Raw genomic sequence first — 20,066 nt, forward strand, 5'->3', positions numbered from 1 at the left:
AGATACGGCGATATTGACCGAGTCAAGCTCGCCCGGCACCTGTCGTGCGCAGCAGAAGGGCCCCTGGGACTGCTCCCAGGGGCCCTTCTGTGATCGTCAAGCGGTCCGGGTCGCCGGCTGGTCGGCCGGCTGACGGAGCAGCCCCATCAGCCGCTCGAGGTCCTCCTCGGAGGTGAACTCCATCACGATCTTGCCCTTCTTCGCACCCCGGGTGACCTCGACGCGGGTGTCGAAGTAGCTACCCAGTTCGCTGGACAGCTCCAGCAGTCGCGGATCGGTGTCACGACCCGATCGGCGGCCGGGACGAGGGCCCCCGCGGAGCTCCCGCGCTACGAGCTCTTCCGTCGCGCGCACCGAGAGACCTTCGGTGATGATTCGGCGGGCCAGCCGCTCCTGCACCCACCGGTCCTGCAGACCCAGCAACGCGCGGGCATGACCTGCCGACAGGGCGCCCGAGGCGACCTGCCGCTGCAGCGCGGGAGGCAGGTTGAGCAACCTGATCGTGTTCGCGATCTGCGAGCGCGAACGCCGGATCCGCTCCCCGAGCTGTAGTTGGGTGCAGCCGAAGTCCTCCATCAACTGCTGGTAGGCCGCCGCCTCTTCCAGCGGGTTGAGTTGGACCCGGTGGATGTTCTCCAGCAACGCGTCGCGCAACATGTCGTCATCGGCGGTCTCCCGCACGATGGACGGCACCGTTTCGAGACCTGCAAGGGAGGATGCGCGCCAGCGCCGCTCACCCATGACGAGTTCGTAGGAGTCCTCGCCGTCCTGGCGGACCACGATCGGTTGCAGCAGGCCCACTTCGCGGATCGAACCGACCAGTTCCTGCAGTGCGGCCTCCTCGAAGATCTGCCGCGGCTGACGCGGATTCGGGTGGATCCGCTCGATCGGAATGTCGGCGTAGTAGCCGTTGGCAGGGTCCACGACAGCCGGGGCGTCGGTGGGCTCGGTGGGCTCGTCGGCAGGCCCCGACTGGGGGAGTGGCGCCCCTGCCGTGATCTGTTCACTCTCGGGTCCGTCATCGGCGCGGCGGGAGCCGCCGACCACCAGGTCGACCCCGGTGGGCGACAGGTCACTCTGCCCGCGCTGCGGGTCGACGATGACGTGCTGGTCCACCGGATGCGGTGGCGAGTCCAGATCGGTCCGCTGGAACAGCTCACCGAGCCCTCGGCCGAGTCCTGCCCGTCGTTCTACCATCAGTCCTGCTCCGCTCCACGTCGTGCCAACTCTTCCGCTGCTGCCAGGTAGGCCTGGCCGCCGGCCGAGGCCGGCTGGTAGGTGAGGACCGTCTGTCCGTAACTGGGCGCCTCCGCGATCCGTACGGAGCGGGGGATGACGGTCTCCATCGTCTCGCCCGGGAAGAACTGCCTGACCTGGGACGCCACATCCGAGGACAGTCGGGTCCGGCCGTCGAACATCGTCAGCAGCACGGTGCGCAGCACCAGGTCGGGGTTGATGTTGGCCTGGACCATCGAGATCGACCGCTGCAACTGGGACAGGCCCTCGAGTGCGTAGTACTCGCACTGGATGGGGATGAGCAGCTCTCGCGCTGCGACAAAGGCGTTCACGGTGAGGATGCCCAGCGACGGGGGACAGTCGATGAGGACGTAGTCGACATCATTCTCGGCGACGTACGCATCGATCGCCCGCTTCAGGCGTGTTTCACGTGAAACCACGGAGACCAACTCGATCTCCGCGGCGGCGAGGTCCATGGTCGCCACCAGGACCTTGAGGTTGGGCGCCTCGGGAGAGACCTGCACGTGGTCCGCGATCCGATCGCTGTCGAGAAGGACCTCGTAGGTCCCGGGCTCGCTGTTGCGGTGCTCTCCGCCGACCGCGGTGGAGGCGTTCCCCTGCGGGTCGAGGTCGACCAGGAGCACATTCAGACCACCGAACCCCAGGCCGGCAGCGAGGTTGACCGCCGAGGTGGTCTTACCGACTCCACCCTTCTGGTTGACCACTGCAATGACGCGCGGAGACGTCGGCCGGGGGAGGGAGCCTGTTTCACGTGAAACATCGTCCAGGTCGTCGGGACGCTCGACCTCGGGGATCTCGTCGGACTCGTAGAGAGCGCGCTTCGGCCCCTGCGGGAGGGACGTGTGCTGTTCTAGAAGAGCCATGTACAAGGACCTTTCATGGCTGGCGGGGAAGCGTGGGGCTCCACCCTAATCCACGGTTCTGACACCACGGTCGAACCGTTCACCGTACGACATCCATGAAATCACATCAGCGTCATTCGTGCATCGTCCCGAGGTGACGGCGCTTGCAAATCACCCTGGATCGCGTTTTCTAAGCCTGTCTAGTTCATAAGGCATAGTTGTGCATACGACGGCAGCAACGCCTCAAGGACTCACGCTTCGCGGATCGCGGAAGGTTTCCCGTGAAACACCGCGCCGCGACACGGGTCAGGAAGGGCCGGAACGTCTTGCGCCAGCATGATCATGAGCCGCCTCCCGGACCGGGCAAGCCCGAGGTCGACCGTGAACCTGGCCCAGAATCGCTCCTGGCGAACTCCAGCAGGCCGGTCCTGACCTCAAGCCCCCCGGCGCAGCCTGACCACAGTGGTCGGCTCGGTCCGTGCGTCGGCGCGTACGCTGACGATCTCCGCGCTCAGCCGGGCCTTGCGCAGCTCCTTGTCCGCCTTCTCCACCTCGGCAGCGGCACTGGCGCCCTTCAGCGCCAGGATCTGACCACCGGTACCCGACCGCACCAGAGGAAGGCACCAGCCCACCAGCTTCGTCAGCGCCCCGACGGCGCGGGAGGTGACGACATCGAACCCGACGCCCGGGTCGAACTCCTCAGCGCGCCCGTGCAGCACTTCGACCCGGTCCTGCAGGCCCAACTCCTCGACAGCGAGTTGCAGGAACGTGACCCGACGTTGGAGAGGCTCGATCAGGCTCACCTTCAGATCGGGCCGGCCGATGGCCAGGACGAGTCCCGGCAGGCCTGCCCCGGAACCCACGTCGGCGACGGTCGCACCGTGGGGGAGGAGGTCCATCATCGCGGCGCAGTTGAAGAGGTGGCGCTCCCACAGCCGCGGCGTCTCCCGCGGCCCCATCAATCCCCACTCGATCCCACGGGTCGCCAGGATGTCCGCGTATGCACGGATCACCGGCTCCTGGGAACCGAAAACCGCCCGGACGACGTCCGGGTCGGGAATCTCGACCTGGGCTTCGCCGGGCGGCATCGTCTCGGACATGTCTCAGTCCTCGGTGGTCATCACCACGACCCGACGGTTGGGCTCCTCGCCCTCGGACTCCGAGAAGAGTCCGGCGGCGGCGACAGCATCGTGGACAATCTTGCGCTCGAACGGATTCATCGGAGTCAGGCGCACCGACTCACCGGTCTCCTTGACCTCCTCGATCGCGTCGGCGGCCATCTCCTGCAGCTCCTGGCGGCGTCGATCACGGTGCCCACCGATGTCGAGCATCAGCCGGCTGCGGTGTCCGGTCTCGACCAGCACCGCCAGTCGGGTCAGCTCCTGCAGGGCCTCGAGCACCTCGCCGTTGCGGCCGATCAGCACATCGCTGTCGGTGAGGATCGAGACGTGCGCCCGTCCGGACTCCACGAAGGTGTCGATGTCGCCGTCCTCGTCCGCGATGTCGAGCAGTTCCTCCAGGTAGTCGGCCGCCACCTCGCCCTCGACGTCCAGCGGACCCTCCGGCTCGTCGTCCTCATCCTCGGCCTCGTCGTCGCCCTCGTCGCCCTCGTCGCCCTCGGCGTCCTCCGGGTCGACATCCGCGACGACGTCGTCCGGCTCGGCCTCGTGCCCCTCGACAGGGTCGACTCGTGCGGCGTCCTCCGGTGACGGGTCGACGGTCTCAGCGCTGACATCCGTATCGGTCATGGGGAAACTCCTCGATGGGAACGGTGAAATCCAGGGGGGTACGCGTCCGCGCGGCGCGTCCCGCTACTTCTTCTTGCTGCTCCGCTTGGCCCGCGTGGTCTGCGCCGGCTGGTTCCGCGTGGCGACCGAGGGCGGAGGGGTCTTCTTCTCCTTCTTCGGCGCCGCCTGGTCGCGCTCAGCCACCTCGGCGGCCTCCGCCGCCTTGAGCTCGGCGATCCGCGCGCGGGTCAGCTTGTCACCGGGGCGCACCTTGCGGGGGTTCAGACCCTTGGCCCGGATCCGCTCCTCCCAGTCGAGGTATGCGGGGGTGCCGGGGGAGGGGTTGTTGCGGATGATCCACTCCTGCTGGCCGAAGGACCAGACCGTGGTCGTCAGCAGGTAGATCAGCACGCCGACCGGGATGGTGGCGCCGAAGAAGATGTACATGCCGGGGAGCAGGTAGACCATCATCTTCTGCTGCTGCGCCATCGGACCGGACATCGCCTGCGGCGACATGTTCCGCTGGTACATCTGGCGGGAGGTGAAGAACTGCGCGAGGACCATGACGATCGTCATGATGGCCGTGAGCACCTGCGCGCCGCCGAAACCGCCGTCGAAGGGCCAGAACTTCGCCGAGAGCGGCACCCCGAAAATGGTCGCGTGGGTCAGCGAGTCGAGCAGTGCCTGGTGCTCCGGGCCGGACAGCCACGAGCCGCGAGCCTGACCGCGGGCGGCACCGTCGATCACCCGGTACAGGGACAGGAAGAACGGCATCTGGATGAGCAGCGGCAAGCAGGAGGCCATCGGATTGACGCCCTCCTCCTTGTAGAGCTTCATCGTCTCCTGGCCGAGGCGGTCACGGTCGTCCGCGTACTTCTTCTGCAGCTCCTGCAGCTTGGGCTGCAGCTCCTGCATCCCCCGCGTGCTGTTGATCTGCTTGACGAACAGCGGGATCATCGCGGCGCGCACGGCCACGGTCAGCAGCACGATGGACATGCCCCAGGCGGCGCCGGTCCCCGCGCCGAAGATCGGTGCCAGCAACCAGTGGAAGCCGACCATGATGCCGGACACCACCCAGTAGAGCGGCTGCGCGATGGCGCTGAAGAAATCGTTGATCCCGGCCAGGGGGACCAGGAGCGGTTGGAACAGATCCATAACGGTGCAGACCTCTACGACGTCGAACGGGTGGACAAATCATCGGGGCCGGCAGACACGCCCGGTGCGTAGTGGAGACCGTGAGCGGCCAGCTGTGCCTTGGCCGCCTGTTCCTCGGCCCACTCCTCGGCTGCGGGTGTTCCCGGTACCGGATCGTAGCCACCGGCGGCCCACGGATGACAACGGCCCAACCGTCGTGCGGCGAGCCAGCTGCCCTTGATCGACCCGTGCACCCGCACCGCCTCCAGGGCATAGGCCGAACATGACGGGTAGTACCGGCAGACCGGCCCGTAGAGAGGACTGATCAGGGCGCGGTACAGCTTCAGCAGGCCGATCAGCACGTACCTCATCCCGAACCCCTTCAGCGAGCCCGCGCGACGGCGCGATCCCACGCCGCCGTGAAGTCGTCCACCAAACGCTCCGGCTCGGCCGAGGCCAGCGGGAGCGCCCGGACGACCACCCGCGCGGTCGCCGGCAACCCGGCCAGCCGACCGGCGGCCAGGTGGCGCAGGCGTCGCTTCGTACGGTTCCGGGTCACAGCGTTCCCCACAGCCTTGGATACGACGAAGCCCACCTGGGCAGGCGGGCTGTCACCGAGGCGGGCGTGCACCACGACACTCGGTTTGGCCGCACGGATCCCGCGACGCACCGTGAGCCTGAACTCATCGGAGGATCGCATCCGGGCGCCATTGGGCAACATCCGTGCGACGGTTCGTCGTACGCTCAGGCGGAGAGCTTCTCGCGACCCTTGGCGCGACGACGCGCGATGGTGGCGCGACCGGCACGGGTCCGCATCTTGGTGCGGAAGCCGTGGGTACGGGCCCGGCGCCGGTTGCTCGGCTGGTAGGTGCGCTTGCTCACGAATATCTCCCAAGTACTGAGATCGACAGGACGTACCGAGGGGCCGATACGCGAACGGACACCACGGTGGTGACCGGTCCACGGTACGCGGAGGGGGCGCCAAAGGCAATTCAGCGAACCGCTGGCCCCCGTACACCACCCGGTGCAAGAATCCTGCCTGGTGACGTTGTCCACACGACACGCCGACCAGCCGGCGAGAAGGCCTGTGGTGGTTTTGCGCGGGTCTGACCGTCCGAGTACCCTCGAGCCTTCCGGCCTCCGCCGACAACCGCACACCAGTCCCCCAGGAGCAGCCCCGTGGCCTCGCCACAGAGGGGCGTCAGCCGTTTTCCACACCTGTGGAAAGATGTGTGGACGCGGCGCATGCAGGACCGCATCCAGGACAGGAAAGGGCACGCGTGACTGGGACGACCCCCGAACACCCGCGGTTCACCACTGACCAGCTGCCGGAGGCGTGGGCGTACATCGTGAAGCACTCCGGGGCTCGCCACCGGGGCCTGCTGCGTAACACCAAGCCGCTCACCGTGGTCCAGAACACCGTGATGGTCGCCGTCCCGAACGAGTACACCCGAGACCAGCTCGAGAACCGGCTGCGTCCCGGCATCGAGGAAGCCCTGTCCGACTGCTTCCGGCACATGACCCGGCTCGCCGTCACCGTCGACCCGGACATCGCCCTCGACCTGGCGGAACTGCCGCTGGAAGCACCGGAATCGACGACCGACGAGGAGCTCGACGACGAGTGGTCCAACGAGGACGTCGCCTTCAGCGGTCGGGTGGGCCCCTTCGTCCCGCGACCCAACCCGGGCACCAGTCGCGACGGCAACCTCAACGGGGCCGTCCTGGAGAACAGCCGCCTCAACCCGCAGTACACGTTCGACAACTTCATCATCGGGCCGTCCAACCGGCTGGCCAATGCGGCCGCGCGCGCCGCGGCGGAGACCCCCGGCAAGGTGTTCAACCCGCTGGTCATCTACGGCGGCTCAGGACTGGGCAAGACGCACCTCATGCACGCCGTCGGTCACTACGTCCTCCACCTCTATCCGGACGCCCGGGTGCGCTACGTCTCGACCGAGGAACTCACCAATGAGTTCATCAACGCGATCTCGGAGAACCAGACCGTCGAGTTCCGTCGCCGCTACCGCGAGGTCGACGTGCTGCTGATCGACGACATCCAGTTCCTGGAAGGGAAGATCCAGACGCAGGAGGAGTTCTTCCACACCTTCAACACGCTGCAGAACGCCGAGAAGCAGATCGTGATGACCTCCGACCGGCCGCCCAAGCTCCTGGAGGCGCTCGAGCCGCGGCTGCGATCGCGGTTCCAGTCCGGACTGATCGCCGACGTGCACGCCCCCGACCTGGAGACCCGGATCGCGATCCTCTACAAGAAGGCGGAGCAGGAGCGGCTGGCGATCGACCCCGAGGTGCTGCAGTTCATCGCCGAGCGGATCCAGACGAACATCCGCGAGCTCGAGGGGGCGCTGATCCGCGTCGCCGCCTTCGCCTCGCTCAACGGTGAACCCGTCGACCTGCCGCTGGCCCAGGTGGTGCTCCAGGACCTCATCCCGGCCGGCAACGGCTCGGAGATCACCCCGGGCCTGATCATGGCCCAGACGGCGTCGTACTTCGGCATGAGCATCGACGAGCTGTGCAGCACCTCGCGTACGCAGAACATCGCCACGGCCCGCCAGATCGCGATGTACCTGTGCCGGGAGCTCACCGACCTGTCGCTGCCGAAGATCGGCCAGCAGTTCGGCGGCCGCGACCACACCACGGTGATGCACGCCGACCGGAAGATCCGCACGCTGATGTCGGAACGTCGCGAGGTCTACACCCAGGTGACGGAGCTGACCACCAGGATCCGCCAGAAGGCCGAGAAGGCCTGACCCGACGCCGTGTGGACCCCGCAATGCCCCCGGAACAGTCCGGGGGCATTTTTTTGCCTCTCGACGTCCTTGTCAACACCTGTGGACGGGCTTGTGGACAATTGTGGACAGCGGCAGGTGGACCTGCGGACAGGATCGGGATCCCGGTGGCCAGTCCCTGCGCCCCTCCACATCTTTCACCCGTGTGATTTTTGGTTCCGCACCGCCGCTGTGGACGGGCATTGCCGGCGTGACTAGGGAAGAGGCGGCTTCTCCACAGTATCCACACCACCTATTACTACTGCTGTATCCATATATCGATGCCGAGGACGTAGAAGCAGGGTCGACGACGCCCCGTGACACGCAACCCACGGCCGAGCTCTGTAGATATGATCGGGTGGCCACGTCTTCGGGTGGCATCGAGAGCGCTCAGGAGGCCCTGTGAAGTTCGAAGTCGACCGCGACGTGTTGGCGGAGTCCGTCGCCTGGGTCGCCCGGAGCCTGCCCACGCGCCCCTCGATCCCGATCCTCGCCGGCCTGATGATCCACGCCGAGGGCGAGTCGCTGACACTGTCCAGCTTCGACTACGAGACCTCGGCCCGGGTCGACCTGCCCGCCACGGTCCACGACGAGGGCACCGCGCTGGTGTCCGGACGCCTGCTGGCCGACATCACCCGATCGCTGCCGCATGCCGGGGTGTCGGTGGACACCGCCGGGACGGCGATGGAGCTGACCTGTGGCAGCGCTCACTTCACCCTGCAGTTGCTGCCCACCGACGACTACCCGGTGCTCCCGGCGATGCCGACCGAGACCGGCACCGTGGCCAGCGACGCCCTCGCCGAGGCCGTCTCCCAGGTCGCCGTCGCCGCGGGCCGCGACGAGCTGCTGCCGATCTTCACCGGCGTCCGGGTCGAGATCGACGGGGAGACCCTCTCGATGCTCGCCACCGACCGCTACCGGATGGCCCTCAAGGAGATCAGCTGGACCCCTGCCCGCTCCGACTTCCGGGGCAACGCCCTGGTCCCGGCGAAGGTGCTCTCCGAGGCCGCCAAGTCCATGGCCGGCGGCGAGTCGGTGAGCATCGCGCTGTCCCAGCCGGGCAGCGGTGAGGGGATCATCGGCTTCGCCGGTGAATCGCACGGGACCCAGCGCCGGATCACCACCCGGTTGCTCGACGGGGAGTTCCCCAAGGTCCGCCACCTGATGGAGATCCAGGCCCTGCTGACCGTGCGGTGCGCCACCTCCGACCTCATCGACGCGGCCAAGCGTGTCGCGCTGGTGGCCGAGCGCAACTCGCCGCTGCGGATGGTGATGGGGGACGGCGAGGTGACCCTCGAGGCCGCCAGCGGTGACCACGCGCATGCCTCCGAGCAGATCGAGGCTCTCCTCGACACCGCCGGTGACCCGATGACCGCCGCCGGCTTCAATCCGCAGTACCTGCTCGACGCCCTGGGCGCGCTGGACGCCGCGTACGTGAACTTCTCCTTCACCCAGCCGGGCAAGCCCTGCCTGCTCACCGGCGTGGGGAGCCTTGACGGTGACCCGCTCCTCGACTACCGCCACGTCATCATGCTGATGCGGCTGCCTGACTGAGCAATCCCCAACTGACGATCGGACGCGACATGACATCTCTGGGACTCGTGGGACTGGGCCGGATGGGCGGCAACATGCGCGAGCGCTGGCGGGCGGCCGGCGTCGAGGTCGTCGGCTTCGATCTCAACCAGGAGCTGAGTGACGCGACCGATCCGGCCGACCTGGTCTCCCGTCTGCAGGCCCCCGGGTGATCTGGCTGATGCTGCCGGTGCAGCACATCGACGCGATGCTGGAGCAGCTCGTTCCGCTGTTGGAGGAGGGCGACGTCGTCGTCGACGGCGGCAACTCCAAGTACACCGACGACCAGCGCCGGGCCGCCCACTGCGCCGAGCACGGCATCGCCTTCGTCGACTGCGGCGTCTCCGGCGGGGTCTGGGGCCGGACGAACGGCTACGCCCTGATGGTCGGCGGCGAGCAGGACGTCGTCCAGCGGCTGATGCCCTACTTCGAGGCCCTGAAGCCGGCCGGTGACTTCGGTTTCGTGCACTCCGGACCGGTCGGCGCCGGGCACTTCGCCAAGATGGTCCACAACGGCATCGAGTACGCGATGATGCAGGCGTACGCGGAGGGCTGGGAGCTGCTGGAGACCGCCGATCTGGTCACCGACGTGCCGGCTGTCTTCCGGTCCTGGCGCGAGGGCTCGGTGGTGAAGTCCTGGCTGCTCGACCTGCTCGACCACGCGCTCGAGAACGACCCGGATCTGTCCGACATCCGCGGCTACGCGGAGGACTCCGGCGAGGGTCGCTGGACCGTGGAGACGGCCATCGAGTTGGGCGTGCCGACGCCGGCGATCAGCGCCTCCCTCTACTCCCGCTTCGTCTCCCGCCAGACGGACTCGCCGGCGATGAAGATGATCGCCGCGCTGCGCAACCAGTTCGGCGGGCACGCCGTCCTCCCCGAGGACGACTGAGCCTGGTGTACGTCGACCACCTCACGCTGGCCGACTTCCGGTCGTACGCGTACGTCGATGTCGACCTCGCGCCCGGAGTGGTGACCTTCGTCGGGGCGAACGGGCAGGGGAAGACCAATCTGGTCGAGGCTGTCGACTACCTGGCCACCTTGGGCTCGCACCGCGTCTCCAGCGACCTACCGCTGGTGCGGCACGGCAACGAGCGCGCGACGATCAAGGCCCGGGTCCGGGCGGGCCGTGAGGACGATCGCGCCCTGGTGCTGGAGATCGACATCCACCCCGGTCGGGCGAACAAGGCCCGGCTCAACCGGGCACCGCTGGGCCGTCCCCGCGAACTGCTGGGGATCCTGCGCACCGTGGTGTTCTCTCCGGAAGACCTCGCCGTCGTCAAGGGGGATCCGGCCGAACGCCGGCAGTTCCTCGACGGGCTGGTCACGACCCGCTGGCCCCGGATGGCCGGCGTACGCCACGACTATGACAAGGTGCTGCGGCAGCGCAACAGCCTGTTGAAGACGATGTCGGGGCGGGGTGGGCGCACGGCCGACCCGTACGCCGAGGACACCCTGCGGATCTGGGACGACCAGCTCGCGGCCGTCGGGGCCGAGGTGCTCTCCGCCCGACTGGACACCCTGGCCGCGCTGATGCCGCACGCCGCTCGGGCGTACGCCGAGATCGCCCCGAGCAACAACCTGGCCACCGCCCGCTACCGCAGCACCCTCGAGGAGGCGGCGGGCGGGGAGGGCCTGCCGTTCGATCGCGAGGAGCTGCGGCAGCTGCTGCTCACCCAGATGGCGGAACGGCGGGCGGAGGAGGTGGCGCGCGGGGTTTCCCTGGTGGGGCCGCACCGCGACGACATCGACCTCGCCCTCGGCGACCTGCCGGCGAAGGGCTACGCCAGCCACGGGGAGTCATGGTCGTACGCCCTGGCCCTCAAGCTGGGCGGTTTCCACCTGCTGCGCGCGGACGGCATCGAGCCGGTGCTGATCCTCGACGACGTCTTCGCCGAGCTGGACGCCACCCGGCGCGACCGGTTGGCCGGCGGCGTCCTCGGGGCCGACCAGGTGCTGGTCACCGCCGCGGTCGCCGAGGACCTCCCGGCCTCGCTGGTGGGCCGGCGCTTCCACGTCGCCGCCGGGGAGGTGACCGCCGATGCCGCCTGAGACCACGGGGTCCGACGAGTCTGGCGAGCCGACCTCGGTCCCCGACCCGGACGGCCTCGACCTGGCCCGCCGGATCGCCCGCCAGGTGAACGCCGGGACGCCGGCCCCGCAGCCCGCGCCGCGGCGGCGTCGTCGCCGGCCCGCCGAGCCGCTGTCGTCGGGAGCCCGGCCCGACGACCGTGACCCGCAGCCGATCGGCAACGTGCTGCGCCGGATGGTGGAGGAACGCGGCTGGCGCACCGATCTCGACGTGCACGCCCTGATGGCGCGCTGGCCCGACCTGATCGGCCCCTCCAACGCCGCGCACTGCCGCCCCGAGGCGTACGAGGACGGGGTGCTCACCGTCCGCACGTCGTCGACCGCCTGGGCGGTGCAGATGCGCGGCATCGCCCCGGCGGTGATCACCCGCCTGAACCAGCAGCTGGGCTCTGAGGTGGTACGCCGGATCCTGGTCAAGGGACCGGATGCCCCGTCCTGGAGCCATGGTCGGCTCCGGGTCAAGGGCCGCGGACCGCGCGACACGTACGGGTGATTCTGGGCGACCGTGTGCCCATCGACGTGGTGACCCCCGCGAATGACCCTCCCAGGGCCTCAGAACCCCCTCCAAGGCCTCCAGCGCGCGTGTGTGACCTGGCCCACGGACCCCGTAGGGTAGGATGCAGAGGTGACCGAAGCCGAGCAGAACGCCCACGTGGCACCCGACACGTACGACGCCAGTTCCATCAGCGTCCTGGAGGGTCTGGAGGCGGTTCGCAAGCGACCGGGCATGTACATCGGCTCCACCGGGGAGCGGGGACTGCACCACCTGGTCTATGAGGTGGTCGACAACTCGGTCGACGAGGCCCTGGCAGGCTACTGCGACACCATCCGGGTCGAGTTGCTGCCGGAGAACGGCGTGCGCGTCGTCGACAACGGCCGCGGCATCCCGGTGGGTATCCACCCCAAGGAGGGCATCCCGGCCGTCACGGTCGCCCTGACCGTCCTGCACGCCGGTGGCAAGTTCGGCACCGGCGGCTACAAGGTGTCCGGCGGTCTGCACGGTGTCGGCGTCTCGGTCGTGAACGCCCTGTCCGAACGCCTGATCGTCGACGTGTACACGGATGGCTACCACTGGCGGCAGGGGTTCCACCTCGGCACCCCGGACGGCCCGCTGGAGCAGCTGGAGGCCACGGACGCCACCGGCACCACCGTCACCTTCTACGCCTCGGACGAGATCTTCGAGACGACGGACTACTCGTACGACACCCTGGCGACGCGGTTCCGGGAGATGGCCTTCCTCAACAAGGGCCTCTCGATCACGATCGTCGACCTGCGCCCGTCCGGGGAACTGGACGAGGCGAACGGTGAGGACCTCGACCAGGCGGCCGCCCCGGACGTCGGCAAGCGCTCGCGCGGCCCGCGGACCGACACCTTCCGGTACGACGACGGCCTGATCGACTACGTGAAGTACCTGATCGGCAGCAAGGAGACCGTCCACTCCAGCGTCATCGCGGTGGACACCCACGATCCCGAGCACGAGATGGGGCTCGAGGTCGCCATGCAGTGGAACCACTCCTACACGGAGTCGGTGCACACCTTCGCCAACACCATCAACACCACCGAGGGCGGCACCCACGAGGAGGGCTTCCGCTCCGCGCTGACCAACACGGTGAACAAGTGGGGCGAGACCTGGGGTCTGATCAAGAAGCGCGAGGACCGGGTCTCCGGCGACGACATCCGCGAGGGCCTCACCGCGGTGATCTCGATCAAGATCGGTGAGCCGCAGTTCGAGGGTCAGACGAAGACCAAGCTCGGCAACACCGAGGCCCGCTCGTTCGTCCAGAAGGTCGTCAACGAGAAGCTCGGCGACTGGTTCGAGCAGAACCCGTCCGAGGGCAAGGACATCGTCCGCAAGTCGCAGGCGGCGGCCTCTGCCCGGATCGCGGCCCGCAAGGCCCGTGACCTCGCCCGCAACCGGAAGAGCCTGCTCGGTGGCGGGTCGCTGCCCGGCAAGTTGGCGGACTGCTCGTCGACCAACCCGGAGGAGTGCGAGGTCTTCCTGGTCGAGGGTGACTCGGCCGGCGGTTCCGCCAAGGGTGGCCGCAACCCGCGCACCCAGGCGATCCTTCCGCTGCGCGGCAAGATCCTCAACGTCGAGAAGGCGCGGATCGACAAGATCCTCCAGAACAAGGAGGTGGAGGCGATCATCAACGCCCTCGGCACCGGCGTGCACGAGGAATTCGACATCGAGAAGCTGCGCTACCACAAGATCGTGCTGATGGCCGACGCCGACGTCGACGGTGCGCACATCCGTACGCTCCTGCTGACGCTGCTCTTCCGCTTCATGAAGCCGCTGATCGCCGCCGGGCACGTCTACCTGGCCCAGCCGCCGCTGTTCCGGCTGCGTTGGACCAACTCCCCCCACGAGCTGGCGTACAACGACGAGGAGCGCGACCGGCTCCGCGACGCCGGCCTGGCCGCCGGCAAGAAGCTGCCGAACATCAACCCGATCCAGCGCTACAAGGGCCTCGGTGAGATGGATCCGGAGGACCTCTGGACGACCACGATGGACCCGGACAACCGGATCCTGCTGCAGGTGACGCTGGACGACGCGGCGGCCGCGGACGCGATGTTCACCATCCTGATGGGTGAGGACGTCGCGGAGCGCCGGGCCTTCATCCAGCGCAACGCCAAGGACGTCCGCTACCTCGACATCTGATCGGAAGAACTGAACACATGAGTGAGATGCCCCCGCAGAACGAGGACGCCCAGGGCCAGGGCCCGGACGAGCAGGCCGGACTCGACGAACAGGCCGTCGCCGACCAGCAGGGCCTGACGGTCGCCGCGAAGGTCGACAACGTCGAGCAGATCGACCTCGAGGCCGAGATCCAGAAGTCCTACCTCGACTACGCCATGTCGGTGATCGTCGGCCGTGCCCTGCCGGACGTCCGCGACGGCCTCAAGCCGGTGCACCGGCGCGTGCTCTACGCCATGTACGACGGCGGCTACCGCCCCGACCGCGGCTGGAACAAGTGCGCCCGCGTCGTCGGTGAGGTGATGGGCACCTACCACCCGCACGGCGACTCGGCGATCTACGACACCCTGGTCCGCCTCGCCCAGCCGTGGGTGATGCGCGCCGTGCTGGTCAACGGTCAGGGCAACTTCGGTTCCCCGGGCAACGACCCGGCCGCCGCGATGCGCTACACCGAGTGCAAGATGGCTCCGCTGGCCATGGAGATGGTCCGCGACATCGACGAGGAGACCGTCGACTTCCAGCCGAACTACGACGGTCGCGACATGGAGCCGACCGTCCTGCCGGCCCGCTTCCCCAACCTGCTGGTGAACGGCTCGACGGGCATTGCCGTCGGCATGGCCACCAACATCCCGACCCACAACATGCGCGAGGTCAACGACGCCGTGCAGTGGGCGTTGCAGCATCCGGAGGCCTCCGAGGAGGAGCTGCTGGAGGCCGCGATGGAGCGGATCAAGGGCCCGGACTTCCCGCTCGGTGCCCTGATCGTCGGCCGCAAGGGGATCGAGGAGGCCTACCGGACCGGCCGCGGTTCGGTCACGATGCGCGCCGTGATCGACATCGAGGAGGACGACAAGGGCCGTACGCAGCTCGTGGTCACCGAACTGCCGTACATGTGCAATCCGGACAACCTCGCGTTGAAGATCGCCGAACTGGTGCACAACGGCAAGCTCAACGGGATCGCCGACATCCGTGACGACAGCTCCGCCCGCACCGGCCAGCGCCTCGTCATCGTGCTGAAGCGTGACGCCCAGCCTCGCGTGGTGATGAACAACCTCTACAAGCACACCCAGCTGCAGGACACCTTCGGCTGCAACATGGTGGCGCTGGTCGACGAGGTCCCGCGGACGCTGCGCCTGGACCAGTTCATCTCGCACTGGATCACCCACCAGATCGAGGTCATCCGGCGTCGCACCGAGTACCGGCTGCGCAAGGCGGAGGAGCAGGCGCACATCTACCGCGCCCTGGTGAAGGCCCTCGACGCCCTCGACGAGGTCATCGCGCTGATCCGCCGCTCGCCGACGACGGAGGCCGCCCGGGAGGGTCTGAAGGACCTGCTGGAGATCGACGACGCGCAGGCCACCGCCATCCTCGACATGCAGCTGCGCCGGCTGGCGGCCCTGGAGCGGCAGAAGATCATCGATTCCCTCGAGGAGATCGAGGCCCGGATCGCCGACTACCGCGACATCCTGGCCAAGCCCGAGCGCCAGCGACAGATCATCGCCACCGAGCTACAGGAGATCGTCGACAAGTACGGCGACGAGCGGCGCACCCGGATCGTCTCCGCGGACGGCGACCTGTCCGACGAGGACCTGATCCCCGATGAGGACGTCATCGTCACCATCACCCACGGCGGCTACGCCAAGCGGACCCGCTCCGACCAGTACCGCGTGCAGAAGCGCGGTGGCAAGGGCGTCCGCGGGGCGACGCTGCGGGCGGACGACGAGGTCGCGCACCTCTTCGCGACCACCAACCACCAGTGGATCCTGTTCTTCACCAACATGGGACGCGTCTACCGGGCCAAGGCCTGGCAGCTCCCCGAGGCCAACCGGGACGCCAAGGGCGGGCACGTGGCCGGGCTGCTGAGCTTCCTGCCCGGCGAGACGATCGCGCAGGTGCTCGCCATCCCGTCGTACGAGGTGGCGGACTACCTGCTGCTCGCCACCCGCAAGGGGCTGGTGAAGAAGACCGTGCTGACGGCGTACGACTCGCCGCGGCAGGCCGGCGTGATCGCCATCAGCTTCCGTGACGAGGACGACGAGTTGATCGGCGCCGAGCTCGCGAAGGCCGAGGACGATGTCCTGCTGGTCTCCCGCAAGGGCCAGGCGATCCGCTTCCACGCCGACGACGAGCAGTTGCGTCCGATGGGCCGGGCCACTTCCGGCGTGACCGGGATGAAGTTCCGTGAGGGCGACGAACTGCTGGCGATGATGGTCGTCCGGCACGACTTCCCCGAGGACGACCGCTTCGTCTTCACGGTCACCGACGAGGGCTTCGCGAAGCGCTCCCGGGTCAGCGAGTACCGGCTGCAGGGCCGCGGTGGCCTGGGCATCAAGGCGATGAAGCTGAACTCCGAGCGGGGCAGCCTGGTGGGTGGCCTGATGGTCCAGGAGGGCGATGAGGTCATCGCCATCAAGAGCTCCGGTCAGGTGACACGGAGCGCTGTCAGCGAGGTCGCGGTCACCTCCCGTGACACTATGGGGGTGAAGTTCGTCGGTGTCTCCTCGAGCGACGCGGTGTCGATCATCGCGCTGAACCCGGAGAGTGCCGACGACGACACCGAGGTGCTCGACGAGGCCGAGCCTGAGGTGCCCGATGAGACGAGCGAGGAGTCCACCAGTGAGTGACGCCCGACCGGACGGCGACGTCGACGAGACCGTGCTGCGCTCCACCGAGGAGTTCTACGGCGACGCCGGAGTGCCCGAAGCGCCCGAAGCCCCGACCCCGCTACGCCGCCCCGCTCCGGAGCAGGCGATGTCGCACCGGACGCGCCGGGCGACGCTGCGGCTCAGCCACGTCGACCCGTGGTCGGTGATGAAGACGTCGTTCGTCTTCTCCATCGCCTTCGGGATCGCCGCGCTGATCCTGGTGCTGATCACCTGGACGGTGCTGTCCGTCTCGGGCGTCTTCGACCTGATCAACGAGCAGGTCGGCGCTCTGCTGATGTCGCCAGGGGAGAGCCAGACCTTCCGGATCCAGGACTACTTCGGCCTGTCCAAGACGTTGGGCCTGACGATCCTGCTGTCGGTGCTCAACGTGGTCATCCTGACGGCGATGTCGACCCTGATGGCCTTCCTCTACAACGTCGCCTGCCGCCTGATCGGCGGCCTCGAGGTCACCCTCGCCGAGGACTGACCCGCGACCCGCGCCAGGCGATGACCGCCCGGGTGACGATCCAGGCCAGGGTGATCAGCGCCAGGATGGTGTAGCTGTCGGCGGCGACGATCCGCCAGCCGTGCAGGTGCAGCTCCCGGCCGTTCTCGTGGGGGATGTGCCAGATCGCCTGCGAGACGGTCAGCAGGGCCCAGAGGGATCCGATGACGCGGGCGGCGATGTCGGTGCGGGCGGCCGTGACGAGCAGCAGCAGGATCGGCCAGGCCCAGACGAGGTGGTGGATCCACGACACCGGCGAGACGAGGATGGCGACCAGTTCGGTGCCCAGCATCGCCTCCGCCACGTGGCCCTGCCGCCACCGTACGGCCGAGCCACCGATGCCCACCACGATGGTGACCAGCGCCAGCACGGCCCAGGCCACCGAGGTGTGGCCGTCGCCGAGCAGACGGGACAGGGCGCCGGTGTAGGACTGGTTGCTCAGATAGGACGGCGTCCCGATCCGGCCGGAGTCGAAGATCGTGTGCGTCCAGTACGTCACCGATGAGTGCGGCAGGACCAGGAAGCCGAGCAGGATGGTGCCGATACCGGACAGCGGGGCGACGATCGCCGCCCGCTTCTGCCGGGTGGCGAGCAGCAGCAGCCAGAAGATGGCCGGGGTGAGCTTGATACCGGCGGCGATGCCGATCCCCACGCCCCGCCAGCGGCGCTCCTCGGGGCCATCAGGTCCTCCACGACGAGCCAGGCGAGCAGCAGGTTGACCTGCCCGAAGCCGAAGTTGGACACGATCGGATCCAGCAGCAGTGCCATCGGGGTCAGCAGGATCGCGATCGTGGCCGCCAGGTTCGGCTGGAGACGCCGCAGCACGAGGACGCTGATCCGGATCAGGGCCGCGCCACTGAGGGCGTACGTGGCGACGATCATCGCCTGCGGGGGCAGCAGCGCCAGCGGGGCGAACACCACCGCGGCGAACGGGGGATAGGTGAACGGCAGCCAGAAGTCCTTGAGGTCGTACAGGCTGGTCTGGCGGTGCCAGATGAACTCGCCGCCCATCCGGTAGACCTTGAGGTCGATCGGGTCATGCTGCGCGACGAAGGCCCAGAGTACGATCGTGAGCAGCACCGGGACGGCGGCCCACCACCATGACGGTATCGGGCGTGTGTCGCGCTCGGTCTGCATGGTGTTCCCCGTTTCTGGTCGGCGGCAGGGCACTGGAGCAGGTCCCGGGCCTCACTCTAGAGAACGGACCCTGGCCAGCACGATTCGACCACCGCCGCCGGGACTCCTCAGGGCGCGGGCGCGGGCGGTTCCTGGGCCTCGTACCGCTACGATCCCAGGAGTGGCATCCCCAGAACCCCAGCCCCCGCCCAGAAGTCCCGCCGCGCCGGCATCAGCACCGGTGTGATGTGGCTGGCAACGCGACTCGTCCTGCTGTTCCTCCTGGCAGGACCCGAGTCGATGGCCAGGGGCGACGCCACCTACTACTACCTCAAGGTGGCCGACCTGGCGAAGGTCGGATTGACGCACACCATGCCGGAGTACCCGACCCCGGTCGTCTGGTTGCTGCAGCTGCCCTCGCTGCTCGGCGGGTTCCAGATGGTCTACGTCAGGACGTTCGTCGCCCTCATGGTGCTGGTGGACCTGGCCCTCGCGATGTGGCTGTGGCTGCGGGGCCGGCGGAACGGAACCTTCGCCGCGGCCAACTTCTGGACCTGGTTCATCTTCCTGATCGGGCCGCTGGTCTTCGCCCGGTTCGACATCATCCCCGCCTTCCTCGCCGCGGCGGCACTCCTGCTGCTCGCGCGCTTCCCCGCGGTCTCGGGTGGCCTGGTCGCGCTGGGGGCGGCGATCAAGCTCTGGCCCGCGGCGCTGATCGCCGGTCTGCTGGGACAGCGGCACGGCCGATGGGCGCTCTGGCTCGGCTTCGGGGTCACCGGAATCGTCCTGGTCGCGGCCAGCGTGATGACCGCCGGCTGGCACCGTCTGCTGTCCCCGGTGGTGTGGCAGAAGGAGCGTGGCCTCCAGATCGAGTCGGTCTGGGCCACCCCGGCGATGCTGAACGCCCTGGTCCACCCCGGCCGGTACAAGATCCACGTGTCGTCGTTCAATGCCTGGGAGATCCTCGGTCAGGGCGTGTCGCTGCTGCTGTTGGCCTCGACCGTCGCGACCCTCATCGGAGGCCTGGCGATCCTCGCCCTCGGTGTGCGGGCCTGGCGTTCCCGCGGGCACGACCTGTACGCAGGAGCGATGGTGATGACCACGGTGATCGCCATCATGATCACCACGAACAAGACCCTCAGCCCGCAGTACCTGGTGTGGCTGGGCGGACCGTTGGCCGTCCTCCTGCTCGTGCGGCCGGGTCGACTCCCGGTGGCGGACCGCCTGCTGGTGGCGCTCGCCCTCCTGATGGGTGTGTTGACCCAGCTGATCTTCCCGATCTTCTACGAGGTGCTGAACGTCCTCCAGCCGAGCGTGGGCCACACCCTGATGACTCTTGACCTGGCGATCAGGAACCTGGCGCTGGTCGTCTTCACTGTGCTGTCCTTCGTCCGGGCCTGGGTCCTGGTCGGCGCCTCCGCGCCTGCCTCCGTACGGGTCGGATCCGGACGTCCGCCCCTGCCTGCGGTGGGGTCCGACGACGTGCTCCCGGACACCGTACGGTAGGGCAGCGGGCCGATTTTGCGTGCCGCTGGGCATGCGCTAATGTTTGTCCTCGGCGCGGCAAGCAGGAGCGCCGAACGGGCCCATAGCTCAGGTGGTTAGAGCGCTGTCCTGATAAGACAGAGGTCGCTGGTTCAAGTCCAGCTGGGCCCACCGTCAACCTTGTGCCCCTCCGTGCGCGGGTGCCGCCCGTCAG

Annotated in this window: 20 protein-coding genes and 1 tRNA gene; 11 read left to right on the forward strand and 10 right to left on the reverse strand. The window is 68.2% G+C overall.

The window, feature by feature from the left end:
- Nucleotides 1–96: 96 nt before the first annotated feature.
- The 8 genes from Rai3103_RS06070 to rpmH form a co-directional block, all read right to left on the reverse strand.
- Complete coding sequence (locus tag Rai3103_RS06070) at nt 97–1,197, reverse strand: ParB/RepB/Spo0J family partition protein (RefSeq protein ID WP_153571834.1); 1,101 nt, start codon at nt 1,195–1,197, stop codon at nt 97–99.
- Nucleotides 1,197–2,120: a ParA family protein gene (locus Rai3103_RS06075; protein ID WP_153571835.1), complete on the reverse strand. Its 924-nt coding sequence runs from the start codon at nt 2,118–2,120 to the stop codon at nt 1,197–1,199. Before Rai3103_RS06075 ends, Rai3103_RS06070 begins: the two co-directional genes overlap by 1 nt.
- 413 nt (nt 2,121–2,533) lie before the next feature.
- Nucleotides 2,534–3,199: a 16S rRNA (guanine(527)-N(7))-methyltransferase RsmG gene (gene rsmG, locus Rai3103_RS06080; RefSeq protein ID WP_228489219.1), complete on the reverse strand. Its 666-nt coding sequence runs from the start codon at nt 3,197–3,199 to the stop codon at nt 2,534–2,536.
- Nucleotides 3,200–3,202: 3 nt separating this feature from the next.
- A complete protein-coding gene (locus Rai3103_RS06085) occupies nt 3,203–3,847 on the reverse strand; it encodes a Jag family protein (RefSeq protein ID WP_153571836.1) in 645 nt (214 codons plus the stop codon).
- A gap of 63 nt (nt 3,848–3,910) precedes the next feature.
- Nucleotides 3,911–4,981, reverse strand: coding sequence for a membrane protein insertase YidC (gene yidC / locus Rai3103_RS06090; protein WP_153571837.1), 1,071 nt, complete (start codon nt 4,979–4,981; stop codon nt 3,911–3,913).
- Nucleotides 4,982–4,995: 14 nt separating this feature from the next.
- A complete protein-coding gene (yidD, locus tag Rai3103_RS06095) occupies nt 4,996–5,331 on the reverse strand; it encodes a membrane protein insertion efficiency factor YidD (protein ID WP_194793293.1) in 336 nt (111 codons plus the stop codon).
- An 11-nt stretch (nt 5,332–5,342) separates the two neighbouring features.
- Nucleotides 5,343–5,681 carry a ribonuclease P protein component gene (rnpA, locus tag Rai3103_RS06100; RefSeq protein WP_153571838.1) on the reverse strand — a complete coding sequence of 113 codons (339 nt, stop codon included), beginning with the start codon at nt 5,679–5,681 and terminating at the stop codon, nt 5,343–5,345.
- Nucleotides 5,682–5,704: 23 nt separating this feature from the next.
- Complete coding sequence (gene rpmH, locus Rai3103_RS06105; RefSeq protein WP_153571839.1) at nt 5,705–5,842, reverse strand: 50S ribosomal protein L34; 138 nt, start codon at nt 5,840–5,842, stop codon at nt 5,705–5,707.
- Nucleotides 5,843–6,285: 443 nt separating this feature from the next.
- Here rpmH and dnaA point away from each other — a divergent pair, with 443 nt between their 5' ends.
- The 9 genes from dnaA to Rai3103_RS06145 all read left to right on the forward strand — a co-directional run bounded on the left by dnaA (nt 6,286) and on the right by Rai3103_RS06145 (nt 17,233).
- Entirely contained in the window at nt 6,286–7,725 is a 1,440-nt protein-coding gene (gene dnaA, locus Rai3103_RS06110) for a chromosomal replication initiator protein DnaA (protein WP_228489302.1), read from the forward strand.
- Nucleotides 7,726–8,145: 420 nt separating this feature from the next.
- Nucleotides 8,146–9,297, forward strand: a complete 1,152-nt coding sequence (gene dnaN, locus Rai3103_RS06115; RefSeq protein WP_153571841.1) for a DNA polymerase III subunit beta — start codon at nt 8,146–8,148, stop codon at nt 9,295–9,297.
- Nucleotides 9,298–9,326: 29 nt separating this feature from the next.
- On the forward strand, nt 9,327–9,488 hold the full coding sequence (locus Rai3103_RS19170; RefSeq protein ID WP_338420080.1) for an NAD(P)-binding domain-containing protein: 162 nt from the start codon (nt 9,327–9,329) through the stop codon (nt 9,486–9,488).
- Entirely contained in the window at nt 9,485–10,207 is a 723-nt protein-coding gene (gene gnd, locus Rai3103_RS06120) for a phosphogluconate dehydrogenase (NAD(+)-dependent, decarboxylating) (protein WP_338420081.1), read from the forward strand. Before Rai3103_RS19170 ends, gnd begins: the two co-directional genes overlap by 4 nt.
- 5 nt (nt 10,208–10,212) lie before the next feature.
- The gene (recF, locus tag Rai3103_RS06125; protein ID WP_153571842.1) at nt 10,213–11,367 is read left to right on the forward strand and encodes a DNA replication/repair protein RecF; all 1,155 of its coding nucleotides are present in this window, start codon (nt 10,213–10,215) and stop codon (nt 11,365–11,367) included.
- Nucleotides 11,357–11,899: a DciA family protein gene (locus Rai3103_RS06130; RefSeq protein ID WP_153571843.1), complete on the forward strand. Its 543-nt coding sequence runs from the start codon at nt 11,357–11,359 to the stop codon at nt 11,897–11,899. Before recF ends, Rai3103_RS06130 begins: the two co-directional genes overlap by 11 nt.
- A 159-nt stretch (nt 11,900–12,058) precedes the next feature.
- Complete coding sequence (gyrB, locus tag Rai3103_RS06135; protein WP_422396037.1) at nt 12,059–14,065, forward strand: DNA topoisomerase (ATP-hydrolyzing) subunit B; 2,007 nt, start codon at nt 12,059–12,061, stop codon at nt 14,063–14,065.
- Nucleotides 14,066–14,091: 26 nt separating this feature from the next.
- Nucleotides 14,092–16,725, forward strand: coding sequence for a DNA gyrase subunit A (gene gyrA, locus Rai3103_RS06140; protein ID WP_153573633.1), 2,634 nt, complete (start codon nt 14,092–14,094; stop codon nt 16,723–16,725).
- Nucleotides 16,718–17,233 carry a DUF3566 domain-containing protein gene (locus Rai3103_RS06145; protein ID WP_194793294.1) on the forward strand — a complete coding sequence of 172 codons (516 nt, stop codon included), beginning with the start codon at nt 16,718–16,720 and terminating at the stop codon, nt 17,231–17,233. Before gyrA ends, Rai3103_RS06145 begins: the two co-directional genes overlap by 8 nt.
- Here the strand turns inward: Rai3103_RS06145 and Rai3103_RS18175 are convergent.
- Both Rai3103_RS18175 and Rai3103_RS18180 read right to left on the reverse strand, forming a co-directional pair.
- Nucleotides 17,214–17,861, reverse strand: coding sequence for a glycosyltransferase 87 family protein (locus tag Rai3103_RS18175; protein WP_239022433.1), 648 nt, complete (start codon nt 17,859–17,861; stop codon nt 17,214–17,216). The two genes, Rai3103_RS06145 and Rai3103_RS18175, sit on opposite strands and share 20 nt — an antisense overlap.
- Entirely contained in the window at nt 17,747–18,388 is a 642-nt protein-coding gene (locus Rai3103_RS18180) for a glycosyltransferase 87 family protein (protein ID WP_239022398.1), read from the reverse strand. Before Rai3103_RS18180 ends, Rai3103_RS18175 begins: the two co-directional genes overlap by 115 nt.
- Before the next feature lie 225 nt (nt 18,389–18,613).
- Here Rai3103_RS18180 and Rai3103_RS06155 point away from each other — a divergent pair, with 225 nt between their 5' ends.
- Together Rai3103_RS06155 and Rai3103_RS06160 are read left to right on the forward strand one after the other, a co-directional pair.
- Entirely contained in the window at nt 18,614–19,873 is a 1,260-nt protein-coding gene (locus tag Rai3103_RS06155) for a glycosyltransferase 87 family protein (RefSeq protein WP_153571847.1), read from the forward strand.
- Nucleotides 19,874–19,949: 76 nt separating this feature from the next.
- Nucleotides 19,950–20,023, forward strand: a tRNA-Ile gene (locus Rai3103_RS06160).
- Nucleotides 20,024–20,066: the final 43 nt, after the last annotated feature.

Source organism: Raineyella fluvialis (assembly GCF_009646095.1).
GTDB lineage: Bacteria > Actinomycetota > Actinomycetes > Propionibacteriales > Propionibacteriaceae > Raineyella > Raineyella fluvialis.